Below are 16,159 nucleotides of genomic sequence, written 5' to 3'. Positions count from 1 at the left end.
CACGGAAGTGAGGTCACGTCATGTCCGTGAACGACGAACTGACGTCAGTCCAGCGCAGCCTCGACGAGCTGTCCCGGTCCGTGAAACGCCTGGAACAGCAGCTCGGCAGCGGCGGTCTGGAGATGCGCCGCGTCCGGGCCGACGCGGACCGCCTGCGCGAGAGTGTCGCGCTGCTGCGGGACGCCTCCCCCGGGCCGGCCAAAACCCGGCGCCCGGAACTCGTCCCGATGTCCGACGCCCCCTACGACAACAGTCTGTGGACGGACTCGGACGACGAGGGACTCGGCGCCCGCGACCGCCGCGCCCCCTGAGACCTGTCCCGCCCGCAGGCAAGGACAGACCTCTACCGTCCGACTCCCGACCCGACCGGAGTCATGAATTGGCCACTGGCACGGAACCCCCGGTAACCGAAGGCTCCCCTCGCCCAAGCGGCGGCGTACGCACCGGTACGCGCGCCTCGATCGACGCCCCGCACCTGCGCACCGACCGCTGGTGGCTGGCCCCTGCCGTCACGGCCGCGGGTCTGCTCGCGTTCATCGCCTACTCGACCTGGCGTGCGTTCGCGAACGCCGACTACTACGCGGCGCCGTACGTCTCGCCCTTCTACTCCCCCTGTCTGGCGGAGAACTGCGAAACGATGCGGCACGGCCCCAACGCCGACCTCTTCGGCAGCTGGTGGGGCATCTCCCCCGCGATCCTCATCCTGATCTTCCCGCTCGGCTTCCGCCTGACCTGCTACTACTACCGCAAGGCCTACTACCGGGGTTTCTGGGCGTCCCCGCCGGCCTGCGCGGTGGCCGAGCCGCACAAGAAGTACACCGGCGAGACCCGCTTCCCGCTGGTGCTGCAGAACATCCACCGGTACTTCTTCTACGCCGCGATCATCGTCGCCGGGATCCTGACCTACGACACCGTGCTCTCGTTCCGTGACGAGCACTACGCGTGGGGCCACATGGGACTCGGCACCCTGGTCTTCCTGGCCAACATCGCGCTGATCTGGGCGTACACCATCTCCTGCCACTCCTGCCGGCACATCGTCGGCGGCAAGCTCAAGCACTTCTCCAAACATCCGGTGCGCTACAAGGCGTGGCAGGTCGTGGGGAAGCTGAACGCCCGGCACATGCAGCTGGCCTGGGCGTCCCTGGTGAGCGTGGCGGTCGCCGACTTCTACGTGTACCTGGTCGCGTCCGGTGTCTTCGACGATCCGCGCTTCTTCTAGATGGGTGAGGACTTCTGATGTCCGTGGTCGACCGGCAGGAGTGGGATGTCGTCGTGGTCGGCGCCGGGGGCGCGGGACTGCGCGCCGCCATCGAGGCGCGTGAGCGGGGCGCCCGTACCGCCGTGATCTGCAAGTCGCTGTTCGGCAAGGCGCACACGGTGATGGCCGAGGGCGGCATCGCGGCGGCGATGGGCAACGTCAACTCCGGTGACAACTGGCAGGTCCACTTCCGCGACACCATGCGCGGCGGCAAGTTCCTCAACCAGTGGCGGATGGCCGAGCTGCACGCGCAGGAGGCGCCGCAGCGGGTGTGGGAGCTGGAGACCTGGGGCGCGCTCTTCGACCGTACGAAGGACGGGCGGATCTCGCAGCGCAACTTCGGCGGCCACGAGTACCCGCGCCTCGCACACGTCGGGGACCGGACCGGCCTGGAGCTGATCCGCACGCTCCAGCAGAAGATCGTCGCGCTCCAGCAGGAGGACTTCCGGGAGACCGGGGACTACGAGTCCCGGCTGAAGGTGTTCCAGGAATGCACGGTCACCCGGGTCCTGAAAGAGGGCCCGAAGGTGAGCGGCGTCTTCGGCTACGAGCGCGAAACAGGCCGTTTCTTCGTCCTCGAGGCCCCGGCCGTGGTGATCGCGACCGGCGGCATCGGCAAGTCCTTCAAGGTCACGTCGAACTCGTGGGAGTACACGGGAGACGGCCACGCGCTGGCGCTGCTCGCGGGGGCGCCCCTGCTGAACATGGAGTTCGTGCAGTTCCACCCGACGGGCATGGTCTGGCCGCCGTCGGTGAAGGGCATCCTCGTCACCGAGTCGGTGCGCGGCGACGGCGGGGTGCTGCGGAACTCCGAGGGCAAGCGGTTCATGTTCGACTACATCCCCGACGTCTTCAAGGAGAAGTACGCCCAGTCGGAGGAGGAGGGCGACCGCTGGTACGAGGACCCGGACCACAACCGGCGTCCGCCGGAGCTGCTGCCCCGCGACGAGGTGGCCCGCGCGATCAACTCCGAGGTGAAGGCGGGCCGCGGCTCCCCGCACGGCGGTGTGTTCCTGGACGTGTCGACGCGGATGCCCGCCGAGGTGATCCGGCGCCGGCTGCCGTCCATGTACCACCAGTTCAAGGAGCTGGCGGACGTCGACATCACGGCGGAGGCCATGGAGGTCGGGCCCACCTGTCACTACGTGATGGGCGGCATCGCGGTCGACTCCGACACGGCCGCCGCGCGCGGGGTACCGGGGCTGTTCGCGGCCGGTGAGGTGGCCGGCGGTATGCACGGCTCGAACCGGCTCGGCGGCAACTCGCTGTCCGACCTGCTGGTGTTCGGGCGGCGGGCGGGTCTGCACGCGGCCGAGTACGCGGCCGGGCGGGGCCCGGAGCGCCCGCCCGTGGACGAGGCCCAGATCGACACGGCCGCGGCGGAGGCCCTGCGTCCGTTCTCCGCCGAGGGGCCCGCGCCGGGCGAGGAGGCCGGACGGCCGCCGGAGAACCCGTACACCCTCCACCAGGAACTCCAGCAGACCATGAACGACCTGGTGGGCATCATCCGCCGCGAGGCGGAGATGGAGCAGGCCCTGGAGAAACTGGCCCAGCTGCGGGTACGGGCCCGCCGGGCCGGTGTCGAGGGGCACCGGCAGTTCAACCCCGGCTGGCACCTCGCCCTGGACCTGCGCAACATGCTGCTGGTCAGCGAGTGCGTGGCCCGGGCCGCGCTGGAGCGCACCGAGTCTCGCGGCGGCCACACCCGCGAGGACCACCCGACGATGGACCGCGCCTGGCGCCGCGTCAACCTGCTGTGCCGGCTCACGGATCCGACCGGCGGGCTCGCGGCCACCGACCCGCTGCACGGCCAGATCGACCTCAGCCGGGAGACCACCGAACCCGTCCGCGCCGACCTGCTCGCCCTCTTCGACAAGGAGGAGCTGGTCAAGTACCTCGCCGAAGAGGAGCTGTACGAATGAGCGGCTACGACGCCCATTTCAAGGTGTGGCGGGGAGACGTCGAGGGCGGCGGCCTGGAGGACTTCGAGGTCGCGGTGAACGAGGGCGAGGTCGTCCTCGACATCATCCACCGCCTCCAGGCCACCCAGGCCCCCGATCTCGCCGTCCGCTGGAACTGCAAGGCGGGCAAGTGCGGTTCGTGCTCCGCCGAGATCAACGGGCGGCCCCGTCTGCTGTGCATGACCCGGATGTCGGTGTTCACCCCGGAGGAGACGATCACCGTCACTCCCCTGCGGGCCTTCCCGGTCGTCCGGGATCTCGTCACGGACGTCGGCTTCAACTACACGAAGGCACGCGAGGTCCCGGCCTTCGCGCCGCCCGCCGAACTCGCTCCCGGCGAGTACCGGATGATGCAGGAGGACGTGGACCGCTCCCAGGAGTTCCGCAAGTGCATCGAGTGCTTCCTGTGCCAGGACACCTGCCATGTGGTCCGTGACCACGAGGAGAACAAGCCGGCGTTCGCGGGCCCCCGTTTCCTGATGCGGGTCGCGGAACTGGACATGCACCCCCTGGACGCGGCCGCCGAGTCCGGCCTGGACCGCAAGCGCACCGCGCAGGAGGAGCACGGTCTCGGCTACTGCAACATCACCAAGTGCTGCACGGAGGTCTGCCCCGAGGGCATCAAGATCACGGACAACGCGCTGATCCCGCTGAAGGAACGGGCCGTCGACCGCAAGTACGACCCGCTCGTCTGGCTCGGGAACAAGATCCTGCGGCGGCCTTCGTCAGGCTGAGGGGTCCTTGACCTCTGAGGCCCGCAGATATCCCGAGTGCGCCACCTGGCCGAGGAAGGTGAACCGGGTGTCGGTGGTCATGTGCTTCTCGAACGCCTCCTTGATACCCGGCCACTTGGGGTGTCCGAAGTCGTCCAGGACGACGATGCCGCCGGGCGCGACGATCTGCTCGGCCCACTCCAGGTCCGCCGCGACCCCGGCGGCGGAGTGGTCGCCGTCCACGATGACCACGCCGTAGGAGCGGTCGGAGACCAGCACCCGCACCTCCGGGTCCTCGGAGAAGCCCTGCTGGATCCGGGTCGCGGTACCGGCCGCGCCCGCCAGCGCCAGGTTGACGCGCACCGCGGCTCCGTTCACCGGGGTGCCGGACGCGTCGTCGCCCATGCTGGCGCCGGGCTGCAACTGCGTGCCCGCGAGCGGGTCCACGATCGTCAGCCTGGGCTCACGCCCGGCCCGCTCCATCATCCGGATCAGGGACGCGCCGAACATCCCGTACAGGGTGCCGATCTCCAGCATGTCGTCGTTCGGCGGGTCGAGCAGCGGTACGGCCGACAGCTTGCCGACGATGTTCATGGTGCCGCCGGCGATCCGGCCGACCCCGAGCGCCTCCATCGCGATGAGCAGCCTAAACGCCTGGGCGACGTTGCGCTCGGCGCCGTCCTTGTCCCCGGTGACCTGCGCCAGCTCGGCGATCGTACGGTCGAGGTGGGGTGCGGACGGCAGCCGGGACGCACCGCGCCCGGTGCCGTCGAAGAACAGCTCCAGGGGACGCTGCCGACTGCGCAGCTTCTTCAGTTCCTCCCGCAGCGCGGCATCCGAAGGACTGCCGGCGGCCGAGGTGCTCCCGGTGGCCGACGGGGTGTTCCCGACGGCACGACGGACATGGCGCTCGATGCGCTGATCGATGAGGTCGGCTACCGGACGCAGAGCACGCCGGGCGGCCTTGCTGGTGAGAAACGGACTCATCCGTGGACGGTAGGGCGCCCACAGCCCCCTCACAACTAACGGAAGGACCCGCGCGGGCGAAGCGCACATGACGTCTGGGCCACGGGAGGTTTACACCCCCGCGCACCCCCTACGGCCGCCGCACCCAGTCGTCCCGGTACGCCGCCCAGTCCTTCTCCTCCGCGGCGAAGTCCACGTACAGCGCGACGCCGAAGTCGGCGCGGTCCGCGTCCGTGCGGGACAGCCCGAGGCGGACGCCACGGACCGCGCCCGGGACGGTCTCCGCGTGATTCCAGTGGCCGAACCGGTTCTCGTGGTAGAAGGGCAGGCCCATGAGCAGGTCGGTGGAGGCCGGGGTGACCTCCAGGGCCAGCGAGGTCTGCTGGGCGACATAGCCGCCGTAGGTGCTCTCCAGCGGCTGCATCGTGTCGTACGACATCACCGCAATCTGGTCGACCCGGCGCGCGACCTGCCCGAAGAACTTCTGCGACCACCACTTGGGGTGCCCGGCGACCGTGCCCCAGAAGGAGTGGAAGCCGGGGACCGGGTCGATCTGGTGGGCGGCGACGGACAGCTGGGCGTCCTGGGCGCGGGTGACGCGGCGCAGGGAGTCGAGGAGGGTGAGGTAGTCGCCGTCGTCCGAGTGCAGCGGCTCCAGGTCGAAGTGGACGCCGTCGAAACCGACGGTCAGGATCTGGCGGGTGGAGGCGACCACGGCCGCCCTGGTCGCCGGGCGCTCCAGTCGCATGCCGTCGGGGCTCTCGGTCGCGAGGACGTCACCGAGCCAGGCCTGGACACGGATGTCCGGCGCCGCGCGGTGCATGGCGTCGACGAACCAGCGTGCCTTGGGGTACAGCGACTTCGGCAGCGTGCCGTCGTGCTCCAGGGGACCCGAGTGGACGTACAGGTCCCGGATGCCGGTGCTCTCCAGACTGCGGGCCAGCGCGGTGACGTCGGCGTCCTTCTTCCGCCCGTCGACCCAGGCGTGACCGAGCCAGATCGCGTCCTTGTTCCGGGTGTACGTCCCGTCGGCGGGGTCTCCGGTGTAGTTCACGCGGAGGGCGATCTCGGCGCCGAGCAGCGGCAGGAGGATCACCAGCACGAGCCCGAGGGCGGTACGACGGGCCCAGCGGGCCCAGGGTCTGCGCCGCTTCTCGGGCTCGAGCCGCTTCTCAGGCTCGTGCCGCTTCTCGGCCTCCGTCTCCGTCCCCGTCCCCCCAGAACCTTCCGAAGAACCTTCCGGCATGCGTTCCCTCTCCCCTCGGCCGTCTCGGTGTACCCCACCCACCCCACCTCGGGTCGCGTTCCCGTATTCCTCCCCATACGCTCCGAAATGTGACGTCATCGTTCCGGGGCCGCCCACGGTGCGCCCGCGCCCACATATCCGCGCGGGTGGCCTATGCCGTGGTGGGCGGTGCGGTCGGCGTCGGGTGGCTGGTGTTGCCAGCCATGACGATCAACACGGACGGTCCGGTTGCGATCAGTACCGACGCTCCGGCGGTCGCCGCCGCGCCACAGGACGAGAAGAGCTCGGCCGCAGACCTGGTCGTGCCGCTGGTGGCGGCGGGCACGGTGGGCGCGCTGGCCGGATACGCGTACGTACGACGGACCCGACGAGCCCGCACCCGTACGACGCCCGGCGGCGGCAGCGGTGACCGCGCCGGCGCTCACACCGCACTCCCCGTCTCATCTCCCCTCACCGACCTGGACCAGCAGTCCCGGGCCCTGCTCACCGAGGCCGACGACTGGGTCCGCACCAGCCGCGAGGAACTCGGCTTCGCCGAGGCGAGGTTCGGGTCCGAGGCCGTCGCCCCCTTCGCGCGGGCCGTGCGGGACGCCGAGACCGAACTGTCCGCCGCTTTCCGGATACGCGGGCGGTACGACGAGGGCGTCCCGGCGGACGAGGCCTCGCGGCGGCATGTGCTCGCGGGGATCATGGGCCGCTGCCAGGAGGCCGGGCGCCTGCTGGACGCGGAGGCGGCCGGGTTCGACCAACTTCGCGCACTGGAAGGGGAGTTCGAAGAGGCCCTGGCGGTCGCGGAGACCCGGTTCCGGGAACTCGCGGCACGCACCGGGACCACGGAGGCCGCCCTCAGGGATCTCGCCGAGCGGTACTCGTCCTCCGCGACCGTCCCGGTCACCGGGTACGTCGAACAGGCCAAGGACCGCCTGGTGTTCGCCACCACTCGCCTCAACCAGGCCCGTCAGGCGGCCGACTGGACCGACCCGGGGCACGTGGCCCACCATCTGCGGGCCGCCGAGGGCGCCGTGGCCCAGGCCGACGTGCTGCTCACCGCGGCGGACCGACTCGCCGCCGAACTCGGCACGGCGACAGCTCTGCTCCCAGCGACGCTGACCGGAGCGGAGGCCGAGCTGTCAGGGATACGGGGGCAGACCACCGGCGACGGCGCACCGGTGGGCGAGCTGTCCGCACGCGTCCGGCACGCCGACGCCGTTCTGGCCCACGTACGGAACGTCGCCACCGGTGGACCGTACGACCCCCTCGACGCCCTGCGGCAGATCGTCGAGGCGACCGCGCCACTCGCGTCGGGGCGGACCGGGGTGCTGTCGGCGGCCGGGCTGCTCGTTGCCCGGAGTGCGACCGCTCTGGCGGACGGGTTCATCGAGACGCACTGGAGTGCCGTGGGCAGCGGGGCCCGGCTCCGGCTGGCGGAGGCCCGCCGGGCACTCACCGTCGCCCCTCCGGATCACCTCACGGCCGACGCTCTGGCCCGGGAGTCCCGCGAACTCGCCGAGCGGGACGTACGCCTGCACGGTAATCCGGTCGCCGGTGCGGAGCATACGAGCCGAGTCAGTGGGGCCGTCCTCGGCGGGGTCCTGCTCGACGGCGCTCCGGGCGGCCCGCCCCCGAGCTTCGGCGGCCCACGCACCCGAGAGCGCCGCGCCCTCCCCTCCTTGTAGAAGGGCAACGGCACCAGGTCAGGCAGTCCGCGCCGGCCGAGCCCGCCCGGCAGGGCCCCCGCTGCTGTGGGTGCGCTTTGCGATCCAGCCCGCCATCGCCCGCACACCCACGCCGATGGCACGCTCGTCCGGGGAGAAGTCGGGGTAATGCGGATAGCTCCTTGTGATGGGGGCGCCCGGTGAACGGACACCGAGGAACGTGTACGTGCCGGGGATCCGGTTCAAGTAGAGGGCGAAGTCCTCACCGCTGAAGGGCGGGAAGGCGGCACGGAGTTCGGTGACCTTGTCCTGGCCGACGGTGCGGCGCAGGTGGTGGCCGAGCCGGCGCCCGTCGGGTTCCGGGCAGACCAGGGCCGGGAACGGCTCAGCGGGAAAGCGCACCCCGGCCCCCGCATACGGCATGGCCAGCCGACGGATGTTCTCGCGCACCTCCACGTACCGTTCCTGCGGCCAGCAGCGGTAGGACACGCTCACCTTGGCGTCCTGCGCTGTTGCCCGGAGGGCCACGAACCGGGTCAGTGGCCCGTCGGGAGTCTGCGCCTCGGCGACGATCCGCTCCAGGTCCGCCGGGGTCTGTGGCAGAGCGACGGTTGCGAGCGCGCCGATGTCGACGGCCAGGCGCCGCGCGGCGTCTTGTGCGTCCGGCCCGGAGAGGGTCACCTCCGCCTTGTCCTGGCCCGGCATCCCATAGCCCGGAGTCACGGCGAACTGCCCGACGGGGAAGGGCCCGCAGTGCAGCGCATGGATTTCCGCCACGTGCTCACGCTCCAGCACACCTGAGTCGATCAGTGCGCGGGCACCGGACAAGCTCTCCTCGGCGGGCTGGAACAGGAAGACCACCGTTCCGCTCAACTGCCGCCGCAGCCGCGCCAGGACCCGCGCGACGCCGATACTCACCGTGGTGTGGATGTCGTGCCCGCAGAGATGAGCCGGCGCGGGACCTCCTCCGACGATGTCTTTGGGCGGAACCGCGTCCATGTCCGCCCGGTAGGCGACGGTCCGGCCCGGACGCGAGCCCTTGAGGACCGCGACGACTCCGTTGCCGCCCACCGCGGTGGTGACGGTCAGCCCCGCCGCCCGCAGCTCGCGGGCCACCACGGCGGCGGTGCGCTGTTCCTGCCCCGGGGCCTCGGGGTGCTGGTGGATGTCCCGTCGCAGCTGAATCAGCACGCGGTCCAGACGCTCCGCCTCGGCGGCCACCGCCGCCTGCGTCACCGGTCCTCGCCACGCACCCGCGATGGCCGTTCCCCCGCCTCCCCACACCAGTCCCGCACCGGCTGCCGCCGTACCGGCCAATAACGTGCGACGGGCGAGAGCACGCTCCGTGTGACGCTCCACTTGTTTCCCCTTTGGCTCACGTCGTCTTCTGGGACACACGATCGCCGCACACCGCTGTCCTTGCCCATCCGGTGGGCCACCCCTCGGCGGTGGGGACAGCCACACCGCGGAACGGAAGCGGACTCACACCGCGGCCAACTCGCACCACACGAACTTCCCCCGATTCCCCTGCCTGGCCAGCGGATGCCACCCCCACAGATCGGAACAGGCCCGCACCAACGCCAGCCCCCGCCCCTCCTCCAGATCGACCCCCTGCTCCCATGCCCTTGGCGGCTCCGGCGGCTCCGGGTCGGCGTCCCACGCCCCGATCCGTAGCACCCCTGCCGCCCAGCGCACCCTGAGGGCGGCGGGCCCCTTGGTATGGCGTACGACATTGGAGACCAACTCCGCCGCGAGCAGCTCCGCGACGTCCACCAGGCCGATCAGTCCGTGCATCGTGAGAATCAGACGGAGGGTACGGCGACTGACGGTGACGGCTCTGAGGTCGTTCGGGATGTAGAGGGAGTACTCCCACGGCTCGGCTTCGTTTTCGGGCATGCGTGAACTCCGTTCGGGTGGTGGGGGTTGACGCGGTCGGCGTGAACCAACAGCACGTCAGATGCGCTTGGCGGTCGAGCTGCGCCGACTCCGGGACGCGGCCGGCCTCACCTCCCGCGAGGCGGCCGCACTCTTGGGGGTAAGTGCCGCGCAGATCAGCCAGATCGAGGCGGGCCTCGCGGGAGTGAGCGAGAAACGACTGCGCCGCCTTGCCGCCAACTACGCCTGCTCAGACAACGAGTTGATCGACGCGCTGGTGGCCATGGCAAAGGACCGAACCCGGGGCTGGTGGGAGGAGTACCGGGGCCTGCTTCCCACCCCGTTTCTCGATATCGCCGAACTGGAACACCACTCCACGTACCGGCGCGATGTGGAGTTCCTGTTCATTCCCGGCCTGCTACAGACGGACGAATACGCCCGCGCCACCTTCTCCTCGCGAATCCCGGAACTCCCGCACGAAGAACTCGAACTGCGCGTACGTCACCGAATGCAACGCAAGGTGATCCTGGAAGGCCCCGTCCCCACCCCCTACGAGGCGGTCATCCATGAGGCGGCCCTGCGCGTCCGGGTGAGCGACCGCCCTGCCTCACGAGCCCAGTTGGCCCGCGTACTTGAGGTCTCCGACGCCGACCACATCACCGTGCGTGTCATCCCCTTCGACCTGGACAACTTCGGCGGGACGTGGAGCACCGTGATGCTGGCGGAGGGAGCCGTACCGAGGCTGGACACTGCAGTTCGGGACGCACCTCACGGCACGGCGTTCATCGATTCCGAGGCCCAACTCGATGTTTTTCGAACACTCCTCCGTAGAGTAGAAGGCGCGTCGCTCGACCCGACACGCTCACGTGACTTCATTCACCGCCTGGCCAAGGAGCTGTGAGGCGCACCATGACGATCCTCGACAACTGGCGGAAGTCGTCCTACTCCGGGGGCGGGGACGGCAACAACTGCGTGGAGATAGCGACCAGCCCCACCCACGTAGCAATCCGCGACTCAAAGGCCCCGACCAACGCACCCCTCACCATCCCAACCGCCGCCTTCACCACCTTCGTAGCCGCACTCAAGACACCTCACCCCACTGGACCCGACTCCGCCGGGTTCCGGGACCGAGCCCTCATCGACGTACGGACGGAAAGTTGGTCTTCTCCCGGCGACGGGGCAGCGCGGTGGCCCTTCCTCGGAGTGAGTCGGTGCACCTGGAGAACAGTTGGCGTTCCGGCCTCGTGACTCTGCGCTACAGCGTTCCCGGTGAGGGGGACATCGGCATCTTGCTCAGCGAGGTGGATGCCACGACAGTCAAAAGTCTTCTGCGCGAATGAGGCCAGTGAGCCCTTGCCAACCTGCCTGCGGCAGGGGCCCGACAAGGATATCGGGCTGCAAGGATTGACGGACCTCCAGGTGACGGATTTATGGCGTGCTGGGCGAGTACGTGAGCTGCAGGCGTGGTACTGGCGGCAGCGGCGTAGGCGCTCCCGTCTCTGGTGCGGCGCGGAACGCTTCGATCATGTAGGCGGCGAAGCGGCGGGAGGCCGTGACCCGGGCGGCACGCGGCGTGTCTTGGAGGCCCCGGTGGGCCATGAGCATGAGGACCAGGTCGTCGACGACGAAGCCGGGGCGCAGCTGGCCGGTCTTCTGGGCACGGCGGGCCAGTTCGCCGACCGCGTGCAGAGTCCGCTCCCAGTCTGCGGCGAAGTCCATGGCCTCGGGGAAGGCTGTCATGAAGGCGTCGGCGAATCCCCTGCTGTGGGCGTGGAGTTCGCAGATCCGCTCGATCAGGCTCCGGAATCCGTGCCACGGGTCCGAGTTTGTAAGGGCGTCGCGGACGGCGGCATGGCAGGCTCGCCGCTGCTCGGCGAAGGTCTCCGCGAACAGTGCCTGCTTGGTCGGGAAATGCCGGTACAGCGTGGCGGGGCCGACACCTGCATGCCGGGCGACCTCGCGCATGGGCGCACTCAGGCCCTCTTCGCCGAACACCGCGCGGGCGGCGTCCAGGATGCGGGCCCGGTTGTCGCGGGCGTCGGAGCGCACAGTCTGAGGCAAATGGTTGGTCATCGCTTCTCACTTTAGCCAAACGGACGGGGGCGTCCGTTACGGTCCGATGGCGGTGCTGCCGCCCCGTCCCGGCACTTCGCCGGTGATGCCCCGCTCTGGGAGCCGGCTTGACGCCCATGGCGCGCAGCAGCTGCGATCCGTCCCTCCACCAACCCGAGGAGCAGAGATGAAAGCCGTCGTGATCAGGACGTTCGGAGACCCCGATGGCATGGAGGTCGTCGATGTCCCCGTCCCCGTTCCTGCCCCGGGGCAGGTGCAGATCGCCACGGAGGCGATCGGGGTAGGCGGCGTGGACGCCGTGATCCGCCGGGGAACGCTTGCCGCCTACGGCTTCCGGGAGGGCCATCTCCTCGGCAGCGAGGTCGCGGGAAGGGTCACCGCGGTGGGAGAGGGCGTGGACGCCTCGTGGATCGGGCGGCGGGTGTGGGCGTTCACCGGCCTGTCCGGGGGGTACGCCGAGCACGCCGTCGCCTCGGTCGAGGACGTCCTTGCGCTGCCCGACGGCCTGACCGGCGCCGACGCGGTGACCCTCGGCGGCTCGGGCGTGGTCGCCCACTTCGCCCTGGCCCGGGCCCGTTTCACGCCTGGCGAGACGGTGCTCGTGCGCGGTGCGGCGGGCAGCATCGGGATCACGGCGGTCCAACTCGCAGCCAGGGACGGCGCGAGCGCGGTGGCGGTCACCACCTCGTCGGCGGAGCGCGGTGCCCGCCTGCGGGACCTGGGCGCGACCCATGTCCTTGACCGCTCCGGCGAGGACGGCCCGGACGCACCGGCGGGCTTCGACGTGGTGATCGATGTCGTGGGGGGTCCCCAGCTTCCCCTTTTCCTGGACAAGTTGAACTCCAACGGGCGGTATGTGGCTGTCGGTGTAATGGGTGGGCAGCCGCCGGCGGACTTCGGCATGCGGCTGATGGACGCCTTCCGCAGGTCGTTGTCATTCGCCACGTTCAGCTCTGACACCGTGCCCGGCCCCGACCGGCAGGCCGTGCGGTCGTCCCAGTTCGCCGATGCTGCGCACGGGGACCTGCGCACGGTCGTGCACGAAGTGTTGCCGCTGGACCAGGCGGTGCTGGCCCACCGCGAGATGGACGCGGGGAAGGTGTTCGGCAGGGTCGTGCTGGCGCCCTGAGTCGGGCAGGGACGGCGTTCGCGGCCCCGGGTGACGAAATGAGACCCGCTCAGGTCGTGGCTGATGCCCGGCGCTGACGGTCGCCATCGTCGACGCCGGGCACGTACGTGGCGCGCCCCGTTACCGCTGTCTCGTCCGGCATCAGGGTGTGCCGCCGTGCGGGGGCCGCGTGATGATGCCCAGTATGGCCGTGAGCCACTTTCCGCTCGCCGAGGGCGCGGATCTTGGCATGGGAGACGTACACGGCCCGTTGGCTGTAGGTGTGGCCGCACCGCAGGTGGCCAGGACAAGCATGACCTGTCGGCTGCGGGTCGGCCGGTGCCAGCGTGTTCCGCGCTCCCCAGTGGCCTGCCGATCGGGCTCATGGTGGAAACCACTGCGGTCTCCACCACGCGCCCCGCCCATCGCGCTCAGAACAGACTCAACAACGCCTCCGCCGGGTCCGCCAGCGCGTGCTCCCCGTCCGGCAGCGGGAGTTCGAACCACACCGTCTTCCCGCGGGGTGTGCGTCGGGAACCCCATGCCGCGCTGAGGAGGCCGACGAGTTGGAGGCCTCGGCCGCCCTCGTCGGTGTCGCGGGCGCGGCGGCGGCGCGGCTGGACCAGGCCGGAGTCCCAGACCTCGCAGACCAGGGTGCGGTCCAGCAGGAGGCGCAGTCGGATCTCGCCCTCGCCGTACCGCAGGGCATTCGTCACCAGCTCGCTGACCAGCAACTCCGTCGTGTCGACCAGGGGTTCCATGTCCCAGCTGATCAACTGGTTGCGGGCGTACTCACGGGCCTTGCCCACGCTGCGCGGCTCGCGCGGCAGGGTCCAGTCGCCGACCGAGTCGGCGGGCAGGCCCTGGACGCGGGCCATCAGCAGGGCGATGTCGTCCTCGCCATGGTGGGTGTCGAGGGTGTTGAGGACGTGGTCGCAGACGTCCTCCAGCGGGGCGGAGGGATCGGTGAGGGTGCCGACGAACGCCTGGAGGCCCTCGTCGAGGGGATGGTCGCGGCTCTCGACCAGTCCATCCGTGTAGAGCGCGAGAAGGGCGCCCTCGGGGAGGTCGACCTCGACCTCCTCGAAGGGCTCGCCGCCGACACCGAGCGGCATGCCCGGCGGCACGTCGAGCATGAGGGCCGCCTCGCCGGGCTCGACCAGTACGGGAGGCAGATGGCCCGCGTTGGCGAAGGTGCACCGGCGGGTCACCGAGTCGTAGACCGCGTACACGCAGGTCGCGAGGTACACCTCGGACAGGTCGGCCTCGCGGGGGCGGCGGGCTGCGCGGGTGGCCTGCTGGACGCCACCGGGCGCCCCGAGGCCGCGCGCGATCTCGTCCAACGCGGAGAGCACCTCGGCCGGTTCCAGGTCCAGCAGGGCCAGCGTCCGGACGGCGGAGCGCAGTTCGCCCATCGCGACCGCCGCCCGCAGCCCGCGGCCCATCACGTCGCCCACCACCAGGGCCGTACGGTGGCCCGGCAGTTCGATGACGTCGAACCAGTCGCCGCCGACCTCGCTCGGCCGGTCGGAGGAGGAGTTGCCGGGCAGATAGCGGCAGGCGATGTCGAGACCGGAGGCGACCGGGTCGCCGGGGGGCAGCAACGACCGCTGCAGCATCAACGCCCGTTCGTGCTCGCGCCGGTACAGGCGCGCGTTGTCGATGCAGACGGCCGCGCGGGCCGCCAGCTCCACCGCCAGGTCACGGTCCCGGTCACCGAACGGTTCGCTGCCCTTGGTCCGCGAGAACTGCGCCAGGCCCACCACCGTGTCGTGGGCGACCATCGGCACGGCGAGCGTCGACTGGACCAGGCCGCCCTCCTCGGCGGGGATGTACTGCGGCTTGGCCGTGCGCAGGGCGTCCGCGCAGGGCGAGTTGAAGGGGAAGTGGTGGACCGCGCCGAGCTCGACGGGCTCGCCGGAGCCGACGAAGGGCGCGTCGGAGACGGCGCTGGCGAAGGCGACCCGGCGCAGTTCGGCGCTGCCGTCGGCGAGACCGGGCGGGGTCTCGTCGCCGGCCAGCAGCCCTTGGTACAGGTCGACGGTGGCGAGGTCGCAGAAGCCGGGGACGACGACGTCGAGGAGTTCGCGGGCGGTGGTCTCCAGGTCGAGGGAGTTCCCTATGCGGGCGCCCGCCTCGTTCAGCAGGGCGAGGTTGCGTCGGGCGGCGGCGGCCTCCCGCGCCGCGGCCCGGCGGGCGGTGATGTCGAGTCCGAGCCAGGCGATACCGATGGGCCGGCCGGAGCCGCTGTGCACGCGGTACAGGTTGATGGACCAGTGGCGGCGCTCGTCGGAGCCCGGCACGAAGCCCGTGACGTGCATGTCCGTGATGGAGTTGCCGGTTTCCAGCACCCGGCGCAGGGTCGCGGCGACCCGCTCGCCCTCGGAGCGCTGGAGGTAGTCGTGAACTCCGCGGCCGCGGTGGTCGTCGGGGCTGCCGCCGAAGGTGTTGGCGAACTGCTGGTTGGCGCGGCGTACCCGCAGATCGGTGTCGATGAGCAGGAAACCGAAAGGAGATTGGCCGAATATTGACTGCGAGGCGGCAAGGTCGGTCTCAATGCTGCGCAACGTGCGCACGTCCACGACGATGCAGACGGCGGCCTTCTCACCGTCCTCGGTGCGCGTCGGCATGACGTAGACCTCGGCGAGGCCCTGCCGCCCGGGCTCCCCGGCGGCCGTGTCCGGCGCCCGGAAGGGGACCACTCCGGTCCACTCCCGGCCGTCGAGGATCTCCGCCATCTTGCGCTGGCCCCGCTCGCGCAGATCGGGGTCGATGAACACCTCGATGGGATCCATGCCCACGGCCCGCCCGGCCGGGATGCCGAAGAGCTGCTCGGCGCGCAGGCTCCACTGGTCGACCAGCCCGCCGGGGCCGATGGAGAACGAGGCGACCTTGATGTAGTCGTAGATCGAGCCGGGTGGGCTGCTCTGCCACATGGCGTCACCGGGCAGCACCTCGCCCGGCACGGTCTCCGCCGCGGCGTCAGCCGCAGCCCCGACCCCCGCGCGGTCCGCCGGGTCCTCGGACCCCGTGGCCTTCGCTGGTATCTCGCTCACGCGAACCGTCCCCTCCAGCTCACCGTGTCCGGCACCGGTCACCGGCAGCGGCTGCCCGCAGTATCCAGCACTACGTCTCCGCACAACACGGTGTTCACGATCACAGCACGGTCCCGATGGTTTTCAGTCCGGACCGCGCCCACACCAACAGTCTTCTAACCAGCGGACACCTCGTCGAATCACTCCCGTCAACAACCGTCACCGGCCTGAACCCGCCCATGGACAACGCGGGCCCGGACGTACACCCG

Annotated in this window: 13 protein-coding genes and 1 pseudogene; 8 read left to right on the top strand and 6 right to left on the bottom strand. The window is 70.5% G+C overall.

Going from position 1 to position 16,159, the window contains the following annotated elements:
- Nucleotides 1–20: 20 nt before the first annotated feature.
- From ACFYRY_RS16760 to ACFYRY_RS16745, 4 genes are all read left to right on the top strand, one after another.
- Complete coding sequence (locus tag ACFYRY_RS16760) at nt 21–311, top strand: hypothetical protein (protein ID WP_389145310.1); 291 nt, start codon at nt 21–23, stop codon at nt 309–311.
- A 68-nt stretch (nt 312–379) separates the two neighbouring features.
- Nucleotides 380–1,219: a hypothetical protein gene (locus ACFYRY_RS16755; protein ID WP_389145308.1), complete on the top strand. Its 840-nt coding sequence runs from the start codon at nt 380–382 to the stop codon at nt 1,217–1,219.
- Nucleotides 1,220–1,236: 17 nt separating this feature from the next.
- Nucleotides 1,237–3,180: a fumarate reductase/succinate dehydrogenase flavoprotein subunit gene (locus tag ACFYRY_RS16750; RefSeq protein WP_389145305.1), complete on the top strand. Its 1,944-nt coding sequence runs from the start codon at nt 1,237–1,239 to the stop codon at nt 3,178–3,180.
- On the top strand, nt 3,177–3,953 hold the full coding sequence (locus ACFYRY_RS16745) for a succinate dehydrogenase/fumarate reductase iron-sulfur subunit (protein WP_389145303.1): 777 nt from the start codon (nt 3,177–3,179) through the stop codon (nt 3,951–3,953). Before ACFYRY_RS16750 ends, ACFYRY_RS16745 begins: the two co-directional genes overlap by 4 nt.
- Here ACFYRY_RS16745 and ACFYRY_RS16740 read toward each other — a convergent pair.
- Both ACFYRY_RS16740 and ACFYRY_RS16735 read right to left on the bottom strand, forming a co-directional pair.
- Nucleotides 3,945–4,919: a class I SAM-dependent methyltransferase gene (locus ACFYRY_RS16740; RefSeq protein ID WP_389145300.1), complete on the bottom strand. Its 975-nt coding sequence runs from the start codon at nt 4,917–4,919 to the stop codon at nt 3,945–3,947. The two genes, ACFYRY_RS16745 and ACFYRY_RS16740, sit on opposite strands and share 9 nt — an antisense overlap.
- 109 nt (nt 4,920–5,028) lie before the next feature.
- Nucleotides 5,029–6,144: a hypothetical protein gene (locus ACFYRY_RS16735; protein WP_389145297.1), complete on the bottom strand. Its 1,116-nt coding sequence runs from the start codon at nt 6,142–6,144 to the stop codon at nt 5,029–5,031.
- Between the two features lie 89 nt (nt 6,145–6,233).
- Between ACFYRY_RS16735 and ACFYRY_RS16730 the strand changes: the two genes are divergently transcribed.
- Nucleotides 6,234–7,820 carry a hypothetical protein gene (locus ACFYRY_RS16730; RefSeq protein ID WP_389145294.1) on the top strand — a complete coding sequence of 529 codons (1,587 nt, stop codon included), beginning with the start codon at nt 6,234–6,236 and terminating at the stop codon, nt 7,818–7,820.
- 18 nt (nt 7,821–7,838) lie between these two features.
- On the opposite strand, the gene ACFYRY_RS16725 is transcribed toward ACFYRY_RS16730, so the two are convergent.
- Nucleotides 7,839–9,035, bottom strand: coding sequence for a M20 family metallopeptidase (locus tag ACFYRY_RS16725; protein ID WP_389145291.1), 1,197 nt, complete (start codon nt 9,033–9,035; stop codon nt 7,839–7,841).
- Nucleotides 9,036–9,281: 246 nt separating this feature from the next.
- Nucleotides 9,282–9,695 (bottom strand): ATP-binding protein, encoded by a 414-nt coding sequence (locus ACFYRY_RS16720; protein ID WP_389145289.1) that lies wholly within the window; start codon nt 9,693–9,695, stop codon nt 9,282–9,284.
- 61 nt (nt 9,696–9,756) lie between these two features.
- Here ACFYRY_RS16720 and ACFYRY_RS16715 point away from each other — a divergent pair, with 61 nt between their 5' ends.
- Both ACFYRY_RS16715 and ACFYRY_RS16710 read left to right on the top strand, forming a co-directional pair.
- Entirely contained in the window at nt 9,757–10,575 is an 819-nt protein-coding gene (locus ACFYRY_RS16715) for a helix-turn-helix domain-containing protein (protein WP_389145286.1), read from the top strand.
- An 8-nt stretch (nt 10,576–10,583) separates the two neighbouring features.
- A pseudogene (locus tag ACFYRY_RS16710) lies at nt 10,584–10,766 on the top strand (DUF397 domain-containing protein); the annotation flags it as partial.
- 336 nt (nt 10,767–11,102) lie between these two features.
- Here ACFYRY_RS16710 and ACFYRY_RS16705 read toward each other — a convergent pair.
- On the bottom strand, nt 11,103–11,747 hold the full coding sequence (locus tag ACFYRY_RS16705; protein ID WP_389145283.1) for a TetR/AcrR family transcriptional regulator: 645 nt from the start codon (nt 11,745–11,747) through the stop codon (nt 11,103–11,105).
- Nucleotides 11,748–11,913: 166 nt separating this feature from the next.
- Here ACFYRY_RS16705 and ACFYRY_RS16700 point away from each other — a divergent pair, with 166 nt between their 5' ends.
- Entirely contained in the window at nt 11,914–12,876 is a 963-nt protein-coding gene (locus tag ACFYRY_RS16700) for a zinc-binding dehydrogenase (protein WP_389145280.1), read from the top strand.
- A gap of 410 nt (nt 12,877–13,286) precedes the next feature.
- On the opposite strand, the gene ACFYRY_RS16695 is transcribed toward ACFYRY_RS16700, so the two are convergent.
- A complete protein-coding gene (locus ACFYRY_RS16695; protein ID WP_389145278.1) occupies nt 13,287–15,911 on the bottom strand; it encodes a SpoIIE family protein phosphatase in 2,625 nt (874 codons plus the stop codon).
- Between the last annotated feature and the right edge of the window lie 248 nt (nt 15,912–16,159).

It is taken from the genome of Streptomyces sp. NPDC005263 (assembly GCF_042872365.1).
GTDB lineage: Bacteria > Actinomycetota > Actinomycetes > Streptomycetales > Streptomycetaceae > Streptomyces.
Note: the sequence above shows the minus strand (reverse complement) of the source record. Positions and strands in the feature narration are given on the sequence as shown.

Coding starts and splice junctions, on each gene's coding strand:
- ACFYRY_RS16760 (WP_389145310.1), top strand. CDS start 21: ATGTCCGTGAACGACGAACTGACGTCAGTCCAGCGCAGCCTCGACGAG.
- ACFYRY_RS16750 (WP_389145305.1), top strand. CDS start 1,237: ATGTCCGTGGTCGACCGGCAGGAGTGGGATGTCGTCGTGGTCGGCGCC.
- ACFYRY_RS16745 (WP_389145303.1), top strand. CDS start 3,177: ATGAGCGGCTACGACGCCCATTTCAAGGTGTGGCGGGGAGACGTCGAG.
- ACFYRY_RS16740 (WP_389145300.1), bottom strand. CDS start 4,919: ATGAGTCCGTTTCTCACCAGCAAGGCCGCCCGGCGTGCTCTGCGTCCG.
- ACFYRY_RS16735 (WP_389145297.1), bottom strand. CDS start 6,144: ATGCCGGAAGGTTCTTCGGAAGGTTCTGGGGGGACGGGGACGGAGACG.
- ACFYRY_RS16720 (WP_389145289.1), bottom strand. CDS start 9,695: ATGCCCGAAAACGAAGCCGAGCCGTGGGAGTACTCCCTCTACATCCCG.
- ACFYRY_RS16715 (WP_389145286.1), top strand. CDS start 9,757: ATGCGCTTGGCGGTCGAGCTGCGCCGACTCCGGGACGCGGCCGGCCTC.
- ACFYRY_RS16705 (WP_389145283.1), bottom strand. CDS start 11,747: ATGACCAACCATTTGCCTCAGACTGTGCGCTCCGACGCCCGCGACAAC.
- ACFYRY_RS16700 (WP_389145280.1), top strand. CDS start 11,914: ATGAAAGCCGTCGTGATCAGGACGTTCGGAGACCCCGATGGCATGGAG.